We start from the raw sequence: 12,727 nt of genomic DNA, 5'->3' as shown, positions 1-12,727 counted from the left end.
TCCATCCGGGGTTTTGCTTTTTGCTGGACTAAACATCTATTTGGCCGGTGGCGGCGGTGCTCCCGGCAGGCCGTTCAGCGGCGGCAGGGTCAGGCCTGGGATCTGCGGTGAGCCATTGCCGCCGCCGCCCATCGGCGGCAGGCCGAGCTGGCCGCCGAAGCCCGGGACTTCGATCTTGATCGAGTTCGGGTCGACCTTCGGACCATGATCCAGCCAGTAGGTGACCGATTGCGGCCAGAAGATCACGATCGCCACCAGGATCAGCTGCATACCGACCCAGGGGAGAGCCCCCATGTATATATCCGAGGTCTTGACGTCCTTGCCGGCGATCGAGCGCAGGTAGAAAAGCGCGAAGCCGAAGGGCGGATGCATGAAGCTCGTCTGCATGTTGACGCAGATCAGGACGCCGAACCAGATCAGGTCGATGCCGAGACTGGAGGCGACCGGTGCGAGCATCGGGATGACGATGAAGGCGATCTCGAAGAAATCGAGGAAGAAGGCGAGCACGAAGATGAAGATGTTGACGAAGATCAGGAAACCGACCGGCCCGCCGGGAATGCCCGACAGCATGTGCTCGATCCAGCGCGAGCCGTCCATGCCCTGGAAGACCAGGCTGAAACAGGTGGAGCCGATCAGGATCATCACAACCATGGATGTGATGTGCGTGGTCGATGCCATGGCTTCGCGGATCAGCGGCCAGGTGAGGCGGCGATTCATGGCGGCAAGCACAATGGCGCCGACGACGCCGAGCGCGCCTGCTTCCGTCGGTGTTGCAAGGCCCATGAAGATCGTGCCGAGCACGAGGAAGATCAGCACGATCGAGGGGACCATGCCCATCAGCACCTTCACGAGCAGAGCCCAGTTGAAATCGCCGCGCACCTCTTTCGGCAGCGGCGGCATCGATTTCGGCCGGATAATCGACATCACCAGGATGAAGAGCACGAAGATCGTCACCTGCAGGATCGAGGGGCCGATCGCGCCAAGATACATGTCGCCGACCGACCTGCCGAGCTGATCGGCGAGGACGACGAGCACGAGCGAAGGCGGGATTACCTGGGTGATCGTGCCCGAGGCGGCGATGACGCCGGTGGCAAGGCGCGGATTGTAGCCGTAGCGCAGCATGATCGGCAGCGAAATCACCCCCATGGTGATGACGGAGGCGGCCACCGTGCCGGTGATAGCGCCGAGCACGGCGCCGACGAGGATGACGGCATAGGCGAGGCCCCCGGGTATGCCACCGAAGAGCTTGCCGGTGCCTTCGAGCAGGTCCTCGGCCAGCCCGCAGCGCTCCAGTACCGCGCCCATGAAGGTGAAGAAGGGAATGGCGAGCAGGAGGTCGTTGGAAAGGATGCCGAAGAAGCGCAGCGGCAGAGCCTGCAGGAAGACCTCGCCGAAATGGCCGGTGACGATGCCGATGATGGCGAAAAACAAGCCGACGGCGGCGAGCGAAAAGGCGACCGGAAAGCCGTAGAGCATGAAGATGACCATGCCCAGGAACATGGCCGGCGGGATGATGCCGAAATCAAACAAGTCAGTGTCTCCCAGCCCGCATTACTGCAGCGGCTTTTCGTATTTCGTATCGATGCTGATATGGCCGGTGAGGGCTGCGATCCGCTTGACCAGTTCCGAGAGGCCCTGAAGGGAGAGCAACGCGAAGCCGGCGACGAGGATCAGCTTGACGGGCCAGCGGATCAGCCCGCCGGCATTGCCCGATATTTCCCCCTGATGGTAGGAGAGCGCGAAGAAGGGCCAGCACAGCCAGGTGAGATAGACGCATGCGGGAAGGAGGAGGACGATGAGGCCGACGATGTCGATCCAGATCTTCGCCCTGTCGGAAACCGAACCATAGATCAGATCGACGCGGACATGCTCATTGTTGCGCAGCGCATGCGAAGCGCCGAGCATGACGACGAAGGCGAAGAGATACCACTGGATCTCCAGCCAGCCGTTCGAACTGTAGTTGAAGGCATAGCGGACGATGGCGTTACCGGCGCTGATCAGGCAGCAGAACAGCACCATATATTCGGAAAGTTTGCCCATGAACTGACTGATCGAATCGATCAGCCGGCTTGCGGCCAGAAGTACCGACATTCGCCTCCCCTTATTCTTGTCCCGCCGGTTTTCCGGCAGCTTTTCCCTCGTGCGATCGATGTAGACCACAGCCTTCGAAATTGGAAGGATAAATGCCTCGCGTTGGAGTATAGTCTTAGAGGCATCGGCCCCGCCGTAGGGTCGTCAAATATTTCAACAACCCAGGCGTGGATAAATTATTTCAGTAATCTCGCCGGTAGGCTGCATTAACTCGCGTAGGCTGTGCGGTTCACCCTGTGGTTTTAGAAAATTTGACCAAATGTTTGATTCCATTGAAATCAATTTTTAAAGGGTTGGGCTTAGAATTCCCGCGCACAGGGAAAGTGTGGATGAAGCCAGATAACCCGAACAGGGTCCCAATAGATGTGTATCTGTCGTTTGTGAGTTCCCTCTCCGGGAATCGCATGACGCTTCTTGTTGGCGTGATTGTACATGTTGCGACGTGCCTTGCCGTGGCTGCCAAGACACAATACTCCATCTACATCCTGCTGTCGGTCGCCTTCCTTCTGGTCTTCGGCGCTCGCATGGCCATCTTCCGGCAGTTCGATCGTGTCGACAAGCAGAGCCTGTCGCACGCCGGAATCGAACGGTGGGAGCGGGTTCTCGTTGCCAGTGGGGCCTGCACCACGGCGCTTCTCGGCATCGCCAGCGGCTACGCCATCTTCGTCGTGCGCGATTCCTTTGCGGAGCTTGCCTGCATTTCCGTCACCATGGCAACCATGGTTTCCGTCGTCGGCCGCAACTACGGCTCGCGCTTCGCAGTCGACCTCCAGACGTTCTTCTGCTGCCTGCCGATGATCGTCTGCAGCCTGCTGGTGCTAGATTTCTATCGCGGCGTGCTGTCGATCCTCCTCATTCCTTTCTGGCTAACGACGCGAGCCATGGCAAACGGCGTGCGCGAGTTTCTCTATGAGAACGTCATTGCGCGCCGGGAAATCACCATCATTGCCGACCGTTTCGATACGGCGCTCAACAACATGCCGCACGGCCTCGTCATGGTCGATGCCGAAAACCGCATCCAGGTGGTCAATCGCAAGGCCTGCGAGCTTCTGAAGATCGGTGCTCCGGAGCGGCTGAAGGACCGCGACCTCGGCGCCGTGCTGCGCTACGGCGCGCGCTACAGCTTCATGGATGCCTCGCAGCCGGAGCTCATCCTGCGCCAGCTCACCCAGGTCGCCGAGGGCAGCCTGTCGCGCACGCTCATTCATTTTCCCGAGAGCCTGTCGCTCGAATTCTCCGCCAGCCGCAGGGCCGACGGCGGCGCCGTGCTGATCTTCGAGGACGTGTCAAGCCGGGTGAAGGCGGAGCAGAAGATCCTGCACATGGTGCGCTTCGACGCGCTGACCGGCCTGCCCAACCGGCAATATTTCGGCCAGTTGGTGCAGGAGTATTTTGCGAAGTCTCCGAAGAAGAACGGGCCGCTCGGCTTCATGGTGCTCGATATCGACGAGTTCAAACATGTCAACGACATGCGCGGCCATGTGACCGGCGACCATCTGCTCTGCGCTATCGCCGCCCGCATCAAGCAGGCTTCCGGTAATGCCATCCTCGGCCGGCTGATGGGCGATCAGTTCATTCTGTTCTTCCCGCGTGCGAAGGAGCAGGTCTCGCTCGACCGCGAAATCCGCCGCGTTCATGCCGCGATTCAGGGTAACTACGAGGTCGACGAAGTGACTTTTCTCGTTTCGCTCAGCGCCGGCTACGCGATTCTCGAAAGCGACGCGTTCGCGATGGACGAATGGAGCGTCAAGGCGGATCTTGCCCTGTTCGAAAGCAAGTCGCGCTTCAAGGGCGGCATCTCAGGATTCGAGCGGGAGATGGACGGCCGCTATATCGAGCAACAGAAGCTGAAGGCGGATCTGCGCGACGCGGTCTCGGCGCAGGCGCTGCATCTCGTCTTCCAGCCGATGTTCCGGGCCGACGGCTCGCGGATCGAATGTGCCGAGGCCTTGGCGCGATGGGTGCATCCGGAGAGGGGCTCGATCCCCCCCGATGTCTTCATCCGACTCGCCGAAGATATGGGCATCATCTCCGACATCACCCGCTTCGTGCTGTTCAAGGCGTGCAGCGAATGCATGAACTGGCCGGAACATATCGCCGTTTCGGTCAACCTTTCGGCGCGGGATCTGCGCGATGCCGACATCCTTTCGGTGGTTGCCGAGGCGCTTGCCCATTCCGGCCTCGCCGCGGCACGACTGCATCTCGAAGTCACCGAGAGCTGCCTGATCGACGAGCCGGCGGCGGTGCGCGCCATCCTGGCGGAGCTCAGGTCCCGCGGCATCACCATTGCCATCGACGATTTCGGCACCGGTTTCTCCAGCCTCAGCTATCTCGACACGCTGCCGCTTGATATCGTTAAGATCGACCGGTCCTTCGTGCGCAACATCGTCGAGGATGCGCGCCGCCTCAAGCTCTTGCGCGGCACAGTCAATCTCGCCCGCGAACTGGGCCTGAAGATTGTCATCGAGGGCGTTGAGACCGAGGAGCAGCTGGCGCTGCTCAACAAGCACCGCAGCGCCGATCTCGTGCAGGGTTACGTTTTCTCGCGGCCGGTGCCTTCCCAGAACATCACGCTGCTACAAGAGGGCATCGGCCGCCGCACCGTCCAGCGCCGTCGCAACAAGGTCGCCTGAGCCCCTGCAAGTGACTGGTTATCCCAGCCGAAAATCTGCGCGCCGTTAACCTTAATAGTTTAAATTCAACCCAAGTTTTCAGATTTTCTTGCCTATATATCGGCGGCGTATGATTAATGATCCGTTAACGAGCGGATCGAGAGAATGTCAGACACACTTTTTACGCGTAGCGATTTCAGCAGGAAAATCCTTGAAATTCTAGATCACGTCGAATATCGCCGGGTCGAAAGCAGTGAAGACATGGAGGACGTGGAGCGGCTGCGCTACAAGGCGTACAAAGCCCACGACGCGCTGTCGCTTGCCCCGGAAGGTTTATTGGACGATGTCGATTTCGACAGCCATGCCTATATCTTCGGTCTCTATTATTATGGTGAACTGGTCAGTACGATCCGAATTCACTATGTGACGCCGGAGCATCGTATCAGCCGGTCCGGAGAGGCCTTTCCCGAGGCGATGGATGAGCTTTTGGACGCCGGGCTGACCTTGATCGACCCGGCGCGTTTCGCGGCCGATCCGGAGCTCACCGCCGATCTGCCGTGGGTTCCCTATCTGACGCTGAGACCCGCCATCGTTGCGGCAGCGTATTTCCGAGCTGACCGCGTTATTCAGTCCGTCCGGCCCCCGCATGCCGCCTTCTACAAGCGGGTCTTCTATGCCGATACCATCGTGCCCGGCCGACTGGCGGAGAGTTACGGGGTTGACGTGACGCTGATGGCGACGAATGTGATCGAGGTCGGACGCAAGCTGCTGACGCGCTATCCCTTCTTCATCTCCAGCGCCAGCGAGCAGCGTATGATGTTTTCGCGCACTCCGAACGACACGCTACCGCCGCTCACCATCATTCCGACGGCGCGTTTCGTGCCGCCAGGCGAACTTGGCACCGATCTGCCGCTGTGATTTCCCTTTCTCCGCGATAGAGAGGCGATGCCGTCAGGGCAGATGAGGCGTGGACGACAGGCGAAAACCGCATCTGTCGCCGGACCTCTTTCATCCGACCGTTGAGGTCGTCTTCTCGTCCGGATGAGGTCGCTGCGAGGCGCGCTTGCGGCATTCTCATGCATTGCGCTTTCGCCTGTCATTGTGTAATTCCTGCAGGAAGGGATTTCCCTCGCTCAAGCTAGGGAATCAAGCAGCGCAGAGGCATTTCAGGGAGACGATATTTATGGCCGAACATCATACCGGACCGGTCGAGACCGGCGCGCCGATGGACTACAAGGAACATGAAAAGACCTACGACATGTTCGTCGCCAGCGCGAAATACGGCTCGATGCTTCTCATCGTCCTCCTGCTTGCAATGACCGCCGGTTTCTTCGGCGGCGCCGGCCTTCTCGGCGGTCTCTTCGTCTTCATCATTCTACTCGCTGCCGGCATCTTCCTGCTCCGCTGATCGCGTAGATTCAGAGGGTCAGAGCGCCCTTTGTGCGTCCGAAAGGACGCACGGCGCTCTGAGGGGAGGAGAGCTTCTCCGAAGCTTTTTGAATGAGGTGCTTGGCCCGCGCAGGGAAAGCCTGCGGCGGTCTGGCTGACCCGGAGGAGGGGGCAGTTGGGCAATATCGTTTTCGTTGCAAGGGAAAACACGGGTGAGGAGACGCGCGTCGCGGCCTCCGCCGAGACCGTGAAGAAGATGAAAAGTTTCGGCTTCGACGTCGTCGTCGAAGCCGGTGCCGGTGCGGCTTCGCGCATTCCGGACGGGGAGTTCGAGGCCGCCGGCGCCAGGATCGGCAGTTTTGCAGATGCAGCCTCCGCCGACGTGGTGCTGAAGGTGCGCCGTCCCAGCGGATCGGAAATCTCCGGCTATAAAAGCGGCGCCGTGGTCATCGCCATCATGGACCCCTACGGCAACGACGAAGCGATCGCGGCTCTGGCAAGTGCCGGGCTTTCGGCTTTCGCGATGGAACTGATGCCGCGCATTACCCGCGCCCAGTCCATGGACGTGCTGTCGTCCCAGGCCAATCTCGCCGGTTACCAAGCCGTCATCGAGGCGGCGGCGGTCTATGACCGGGCCATGCCGATGATGATGACGGCGGCCGGCACTGTGCCGGCTGCCAAGATCTTCGTCATGGGCGCGGGCGTCGCCGGTCTTCAGGCGATTGCGACTGCGCGTCGCCTGGGTGCTGCGGTCTCGGCCACCGACGTTCGCCCTGCCGCCAAGGAGCAGGTCGCCTCACTCGGTGCCAAGTTCATCGCCGTCGAGGACGAGGAATTCAAGGCGGCGGAAACGGCCGGCGGCTATGCCAAGGAAATGTCCGCCGACTATCAGGCAAAACAAGCTGCTCTGGTTGCCGAACACATCGCCAAGCAGGATATCGTCATCACCACTGCGCTGATCCCCGGCCGTGCGGCGCCGCGGCTCGTTTCGCGCGCCATGCTCGCCTCGATGAAATCAGGAGCTGTCGCCGTCGACCTTGCGGTCGAGCGCGGCGGCAATATCGACGGCGTTGTCCCCGGCGAGATCGCCGATGTCGAAGGCGTCAGGGTGATCGGTTTCGCCAACATGCCGGGCCGGGTAGCGGCCAGTGCCTCGGCGCTCTACGCCAAGAACCTCGTCACCTTCCTCGAGACCATGGTCAACAAGGAAAGCCGGAGCGTCGTCGTCAATCTCGACGACGAGCTCGTCAAGGCGACGATGCTAACCTATGCCGGCGACGTCGTTCATCCCGCCTTCGGCGGCGCGAAGAAGGGAGACATCTGATGGCCAGTGAAGCAATGGACAGAGCGCTGGAGCAGCTCGACCAGGCGGTGACCGCCGTCATCACGGCGGCGGCCCAGGCACCGGAAGCGGCAAGTGCTGCGACCGGCGGGGCGATCGATCCTTTCGTCTTCCAGCTCGCCATCTTCGTATTGTCGATCTTCGTCGGCTATTACGTCGTGTGGTCGGTGACGCCGGCACTGCATACGCCGCTGATGGCCGTCACCAATGCGATCTCCTCCGTCATCGTCGTCGGCGCGCTTCTGGCGGTCGGCATCTCGACCAGCGGGCTTGCGACCGGCTTCGGCTTCGTCGCCCTCGTGCTCGTCTCGGTCAACATCTTCGGCGGTTTCCTCGTCACGCAGCGGATGCTTTCGATGTACCGCAAGAAGGACCGGTGAGGGACCGATGACCAATATCGCAGCCTTCCTCTACCTCGTCTCCGGCGTGCTCTTCATCCTGGCGCTGCGCGGCCTGTCGCATCCGGCCACCAGCCGCAAGGGCAATCTCTACGGCATGATCGGCATGGGGATCGCGATCCTGACGACGCTGGTGCTGGCGACGCCTGACTTCGGCGGCTTCGTGCTGATCGTCCTTGGTCTTGCCATCGGCGGCAGCGTCGGCGCCTATGTCGCCCGCACCATCCCCATGACCTCGATGCCGCAGCTCGTTGCCGGTTTCCACTCGCTGGTCGGCCTTGCCGCCGTGCTGGTCGCGGCCTCTGCGCTCTACACGCCTGCTTCCTTCGGCATCGGCGAGATCGGTCACATCCACACCGAGGCGCGCGTCGAGATGGCGCTCGGCGTTGCGATCGGGGCGCTGACCTTCACCGGCTCGATCATCGCCTTTCTGAAGCTCGACGGACGCATGTCCGGCAAGCCGATCCTGCTGCCCTACCGGCATGTGATCAATGCGAGCCTGCTGGTGCTGATCGTGCTCTTCATTATCGGGCTTGCCGCCACCGAGAGTCATTTCGACTTCTGGGCCGTCGTCGCGCTGTCGCTGGCGCTCGGCGTTCTGCTGATCGTGCCGATTGGTGGGGCCGATATGCCGGTCGTCGTCTCGATGCTGAACTCCTATTCGGGCTGGGCCGCGGCCGGCATCGGCTTCACGCTCGGCAATCTGGCGCTGATCATCACGGGCGCGCTCGTCGGTTCCTCCGGCGCGATCCTCTCCTACATCATGTGCAAGGGCATGAACCGCTCCTTCGTTTCCGTCATCCTCGGAGGTTTCGGCGGTGAGACGGCGTCCGGCGGACCCGACACATCAGACAGGACGGTCAAGCTCGGCTCGGCCGAGGATGCGGCTTATCTGATGGCCAACGCATCGAAGGTCATTATCGTGCCGGGATACGGCATGGCGGTCGCCCAGGCCCAGCATGCGTTGCGCGAACTCGCCGATAATCTCAAGAAGAACGGCGTCGAGGTGAAATATGCAATCCATCCGGTCGCAGGCCGTATGCCCGGCCACATGAACGTGTTGCTCGCCGAAGCGAATGTTTCCTATGACGAGGTTTTCGAGCTCGAGGACATCAACTCGGAATTCGCCCAGGCCGACGTCGCCTATGTCATCGGCGCCAATGACGTCACCAATCCGGCGGCGCGCGACGACAAGACCTCGCCGATCTACGGCATGCCGATCCTCGACGTCGACCGGGCGAAAACCTGCCTCTTCGTCAAGCGGTCGCTCGGTTCGGGTTATGCCGGTATCGACAATACGCTGTTCTATAAGGATGGTACGATGATGCTGCTCGGCGACGCGAAAAAGATGACCGAGGATATCAACAAGGCGCTCGCACATTGATCGATGCAGCCGCCCTTCGGCGGCTGTTTGATTATGCAAGCAGGCAACTGCTGTCTGACTTGGCCGACATAGCTGCTTTCGTCAGGTCTCGCCCGGTACGAGCGTCATCTTTTCGACGCCGATTGCCAGGTTCAGGCCTTCCTGAGCCTGGACGTTCAGTGGCTGCAGCATGAATGCCTTGTTGGTGCCGCCGGCGATGACCTTGGCGCCGGCGCCTGCACCGATGCTCGCGTCGGCGCCGATCCCGTAATATTCGCCGGCAAGGGCGAACTGCGGGATATCCGTGCCGGTCTTCGCCAGCACCTGCCAGATCATGACGCTCTTGCCGGTCTGGCCGATATCGAGGCCGAATTTCTCAATTCTGCCGGCATAGACCGCCTTGGCACCGCCGGCCGTCGGTGTATAGGTGCAGATAAGGTTCTTCTGCGAGGTGACGATCAGACCTTGGCCGCCATCCGATCCGCAGACCAGACGGCCAAGCGTGATATAATTTTCCGCGCCCGCCGGGCTCGCCCAGGCAACGGCTGTCAACGCCGCGGCTGCGATCATCGTTTGCTTGAACATGGTCTTTCTCCTTTGGAACGACCTGTCCGAAACGGGTGGAGGTAGCGATTGTTCCGGGACTTTTACTCCCGCTCCAGCGTGGCGCGCTGCGCCGTCAGCACCCATAACAGGCCTTCGGGCCGGAAATCGATCTCAACCGTGCCGCGAAAGGCGGAGGCGGCATGAGCCTTGATAACGGTCGTGCCAAAGCCCGAGCGCGATGGCTCGGTGACCGGCGGGCCGCCGCGCTCTTCCCAGGTGAAGCGGAGCAGTGCATCCGGCTTGTCCTCCTCGCTGACGTCGCGCCATTCGAAGCGGACACGGCCTTGCGGTACGGAGAGCGCACCGTATTTCACCGAATTGGTGGCGAGTTCATGCAAGGCGAGGCCGAGATTCTGCACGGCATCCGGTTTCAGCACGAAGTCTTCGCCGCTGATGTCGATCTGCTCGCGCGATTGCGGGAAGGCGTGCAAATGAATGTCGACGACCCGCCGCAGCGATACCCCTCCCCATTGTTCGCTGGTCAGGAGCTCGATCGAACGCACCAATCCCTCGAGGCGGTCGGCGACGGCGGCGCGGAAGGTCTCGACGCTGTCTGACTGCTTGGCGAGTTGGCGCATCATTGCCTGGGCAAGTGTCAGAAGATTCTTGGTGCGGTGGACGAGTTCATGCATGACGAAACGCAGCCGGTCCTCGGTCTGGCTGCGATCGAAAGAGGCATTGGAAAGAGCAATTGCCACCTGGTTCGCCTCGATGACGCTGGTCTCGACCGGCGAGACGATATGGCCTTCGCCCATTCGGTTTGCCATGTCGGCGATATCGCGAATGGTGGTGCGCACCTGTCTTGCGACGGCATAGGCACCCAGCACGGCAACGAGCACCAGCGCCACGCCACCGATGATAAGGAAACGCCAGGTGCTGAGGATCGAAGCCTGGGCGATCGGTCCCCATATCACCGTCTTCCACGACCAGCCGGGAATCTGAGCATAGCCGAGGAGCATGTGCGGGAGGATCGCCTCGTCCTCGAAGACGCCGCGGGACACGCTGAGCGCCGGCAGAATGCGCGGATCGAAGGGTGTGCCGGGTTCGAGATTGGCGGGGCCAGTGGCCGCGACGACGTGGCCGCTCTCATCGATAACGGCGGCCGACCAGCCGGGGGCAAGGCCCTCGGTGGTCACGAGCTTGCGCAGATCCTGGGCGTTCTGCGTGATGATAAGGGCTGCGACCGGCTCATTCTTCCGCGGCAGGGTGACGTTATAGACCCATTCGCCGCTGGTCCGGCCACGAAAGACGTCGGAAGCCTCGATGCGACCGGACGCCATGGCCGCCTCGAGAGCTGGCATGTTCGCCGTCTGGCCGAGCGGCGTGCCGAACGCCCGACGGGTGTTGAGCAGCTGCTGGCCGGTGTGGTCGACGGCGATGACGAAAAGCGTGTTGTCTCTGAGGGCCGTTTCCGTGCGCTCATGGAAGGAGGCGAAATTACCGTTTTCAAGCTCCGGCGAACTCGAAAGCAGCCGCAGGGTCGTCGCCATGTCCTGAAGCTGGCGGTCAATGATGCGTGAAAGGGCAAGCGCATCCTGGGCGGTCTCGCGCTTCAGCGCCGAACGCTGGTTGTCCTCCAGCTGCAGCAGAAGCAGCGCTACGAACGCGAAGATCGGCAGTGCGATTGCCACGGCCATGGCGACGAGGTAGGTGCCGATCGAAGCCTTGGGAAAGAACAGGGTGACGATCTTCATCTGTTGCGCCAGATGGCATGCGCCTGAAAAGACGCGCGGCGCTGTAATGCGCATGGCCCGCAACGGTTTTCGCTTGCGGCCAGGAAAGCAAAGATCCGCATCTCTCGCAAACCGCCCTCAACCCGTGTTCGAACGCCCGATAGCAGGCTATCGAAGCAGGTCCATGTTAGGGGGAGCAAGAGCAGGTTGCAACATACTATGACACGCCGCCGACGATGACAGGCGCTTTTCCGCTTTCTCTTTTCAATGCGGTGCGACCGGCGAAAGTCCGTTGCGGCTGCCCGATGTTCCGGGCCGCCAACTCAAGTCCTTAGCCGGCTGGGGCAACGCCGACGCGGGCAAGGCCATCGCGGGCCGGCTGGTATTTGGGGTCGAGTCCGATTGCGTGGCGATAGGAGCGGGCGGCCTTCGCCTTGTCGCCGCGGCGTTCATAGACGAGCGCTTGGTTAGCCCAGGATTCGGCGATGTTGCCGTTAAGCTCGATCGCATGGTTGAAATCGGCAAAGGCGTTGTCGTCGTCGTTCAGCGCGATATAGGAAATGCCGCGGCCATTATAGGGCTCGGCCGAATTCGGCGCGAGCGAGATCGCTTTCGAGAAATCGTCGATCGCCTTATCCTGCTGATTGCGCTTCTGGTAGATCAGGCCACGATTGTGATAGGCGCGGCCATCGGTGGTGCCGAGCTGGATCGCTCTGTCGAAATCGTTGAAAGCCTGATCGTCCTGGCCGGCCATGCGATAGACATTGCCGCGGCCGATATAGGCGACGTCGTAGCTTGGATTGATCTGCAGGGCGGCATTGTAATCGGCAATCGCCTGGGCCTGCTGGCCCATATTGCGATAGACAAGAGCGCGGTTGGCATAAGCCTGGAAAAACCGCGGATTGATCTGCAATGCCGTGTTGAAATCGTTCAGCGCCGGGCGGAACTGGCCGGCGCGGCCATAGGCGGAACCACGGACGTTGTAGCCTTCGGGATCCCTCGGATTGGCGTTGATAACAGCCGTCAGCGAGGCGATATTCTCTTCCGAACCCTGCGCCTTATCGATGCGGATCACGGCATCGGTGGTATTGGTCGTCTCGCAGCCGGCGAGGCCGAACATTGCCGCCAGCGCCAAAGCGGGCAGGAATGCCGTTTTCTGCAAGCGCAAAGCGCGGGACGGATTAAAGGTGTTGACAGCCATTCGGGCTCGCTTTCCCCATGCGGCATATCCGGTGCGCGGATATGCGATCTTC

The 12,727-nt window shown here is 61.2% G+C and carries 11 protein-coding genes; 6 read left to right on the top strand and 5 right to left on the bottom strand.

Annotation, left to right across the window (positions count from 1 at the left end; genetic code table 11):
* Positions 1-36 precede the first annotated feature (36 nt).
* Together RlegSU303_RS19815 and RlegSU303_RS19810 are read right to left on the bottom strand one after the other, a co-directional pair.
* Positions 37-1,530, bottom strand: coding sequence for a TRAP transporter large permease (locus RlegSU303_RS19815; protein ID WP_131718820.1), 1,494 nt, complete (start codon positions 1,528-1,530; stop codon positions 37-39).
* Positions 1,531-1,551: 21 nt separating this feature from the next.
* On the bottom strand, positions 1,552-2,091 hold the full coding sequence (locus RlegSU303_RS19810; RefSeq protein ID WP_026158887.1) for a TRAP transporter small permease subunit: 540 nt from the start codon (positions 2,089-2,091) through the stop codon (positions 1,552-1,554).
* Positions 2,092-2,420: 329 nt separating this feature from the next.
* On the opposite strand from RlegSU303_RS19810, the gene RlegSU303_RS19805 reads away from it, so the two are divergent.
* The 6 genes from RlegSU303_RS19805 to RlegSU303_RS19780 all read left to right on the top strand — a co-directional run bounded on the left by RlegSU303_RS19805 (position 2,421) and on the right by RlegSU303_RS19780 (position 9,216).
* On the top strand, positions 2,421-4,724 hold the full coding sequence (locus RlegSU303_RS19805) for a putative bifunctional diguanylate cyclase/phosphodiesterase (protein WP_094087411.1): 2,304 nt from the start codon (positions 2,421-2,423) through the stop codon (positions 4,722-4,724).
* 144 nt (positions 4,725-4,868) lie between these two features.
* Positions 4,869-5,621, top strand: a complete 753-nt coding sequence (locus RlegSU303_RS19800) for an N-acyl amino acid synthase FeeM domain-containing protein (RefSeq protein ID WP_017962130.1) — start codon at positions 4,869-4,871, stop codon at positions 5,619-5,621.
* Between the two features lie 265 nt (positions 5,622-5,886).
* A complete protein-coding gene (locus RlegSU303_RS19795; RefSeq protein WP_017962129.1) occupies positions 5,887-6,111 on the top strand; it encodes an aa3-type cytochrome c oxidase subunit IV in 225 nt (74 codons plus the stop codon).
* A 156-nt stretch (positions 6,112-6,267) separates the two neighbouring features.
* Complete coding sequence (locus RlegSU303_RS19790) at positions 6,268-7,416, top strand: Re/Si-specific NAD(P)(+) transhydrogenase subunit alpha (protein WP_017962128.1); 1,149 nt, start codon at positions 6,268-6,270, stop codon at positions 7,414-7,416.
* Positions 7,416-7,814 carry a proton-translocating transhydrogenase family protein gene (locus RlegSU303_RS19785; protein WP_003542949.1) on the top strand — a complete coding sequence of 133 codons (399 nt, stop codon included), beginning with the start codon at positions 7,416-7,418 and terminating at the stop codon, positions 7,812-7,814. Before RlegSU303_RS19790 ends, RlegSU303_RS19785 begins: the two co-directional genes overlap by 1 nt.
* A 7-nt stretch (positions 7,815-7,821) precedes the next feature.
* Positions 7,822-9,216, top strand: a complete 1,395-nt coding sequence (locus RlegSU303_RS19780; protein ID WP_017962127.1) for an NAD(P)(+) transhydrogenase (Re/Si-specific) subunit beta — start codon at positions 7,822-7,824, stop codon at positions 9,214-9,216.
* A gap of 81 nt (positions 9,217-9,297) precedes the next feature.
* On the opposite strand, the gene RlegSU303_RS19775 is transcribed toward RlegSU303_RS19780, so the two are convergent.
* The 3 genes from RlegSU303_RS19775 to RlegSU303_RS19765 all read right to left on the bottom strand — a co-directional run bounded on the left by RlegSU303_RS19775 (position 9,298) and on the right by RlegSU303_RS19765 (position 12,675).
* Positions 9,298-9,780 (bottom strand): DUF992 domain-containing protein, encoded by a 483-nt coding sequence (locus RlegSU303_RS19775; protein ID WP_017962126.1) that lies wholly within the window; start codon positions 9,778-9,780, stop codon positions 9,298-9,300.
* A gap of 62 nt (positions 9,781-9,842) precedes the next feature.
* Positions 9,843-11,495 carry a sensor histidine kinase gene (locus tag RlegSU303_RS19770; RefSeq protein ID WP_026158886.1) on the bottom strand — a complete coding sequence of 551 codons (1,653 nt, stop codon included), beginning with the start codon at positions 11,493-11,495 and terminating at the stop codon, positions 9,843-9,845.
* 310 nt (positions 11,496-11,805) lie between these two features.
* Positions 11,806-12,675, bottom strand: coding sequence for a tetratricopeptide repeat protein (locus tag RlegSU303_RS19765; protein WP_017962124.1), 870 nt, complete (start codon positions 12,673-12,675; stop codon positions 11,806-11,808).
* Positions 12,676-12,727 lie beyond the last annotated feature (52 nt).

Origin of the sequence: Rhizobium sp. SU303 (assembly GCF_021052345.1) — a bacterium.
Taxonomy (GTDB): domain Bacteria; phylum Pseudomonadota; class Alphaproteobacteria; order Rhizobiales; family Rhizobiaceae; genus Rhizobium; species Rhizobium laguerreae.
The sequence above is the reverse complement of the archived record's forward strand: the minus strand, read 5'-3'. Positions and strand labels throughout refer to the sequence as shown.

What these genes read in the sequence shown, in the direction of transcription:
- RlegSU303_RS19775 (WP_017962126.1), bottom strand. Translation starts at nt 9,780, where the DNA reads ATGTTCAAGCAAACGATGATCGCAGCCGCGGCGTTGACAGCCGTTGCC.
- RlegSU303_RS19780 (WP_017962127.1), top strand. Translation starts at nt 7,822, where the DNA reads ATGACCAATATCGCAGCCTTCCTCTACCTCGTCTCCGGCGTGCTCTTC.
- RlegSU303_RS19785 (WP_003542949.1), top strand. Translation starts at nt 7,416, where the DNA reads ATGGCCAGTGAAGCAATGGACAGAGCGCTGGAGCAGCTCGACCAGGCG.
- RlegSU303_RS19805 (WP_094087411.1), top strand. Translation starts at nt 2,421, where the DNA reads ATGAAGCCAGATAACCCGAACAGGGTCCCAATAGATGTGTATCTGTCG.
- RlegSU303_RS19810 (WP_026158887.1), bottom strand. Translation starts at nt 2,091, where the DNA reads ATGTCGGTACTTCTGGCCGCAAGCCGGCTGATCGATTCGATCAGTCAG.
- RlegSU303_RS19765 (WP_017962124.1), bottom strand. Translation starts at nt 12,675, where the DNA reads ATGGCTGTCAACACCTTTAATCCGTCCCGCGCTTTGCGCTTGCAGAAA.
- RlegSU303_RS19800 (WP_017962130.1), top strand. Translation starts at nt 4,869, where the DNA reads ATGTCAGACACACTTTTTACGCGTAGCGATTTCAGCAGGAAAATCCTT.
- RlegSU303_RS19770 (WP_026158886.1), bottom strand. Translation starts at nt 11,495, where the DNA reads ATGAAGATCGTCACCCTGTTCTTTCCCAAGGCTTCGATCGGCACCTAC.
- RlegSU303_RS19795 (WP_017962129.1), top strand. Translation starts at nt 5,887, where the DNA reads ATGGCCGAACATCATACCGGACCGGTCGAGACCGGCGCGCCGATGGAC.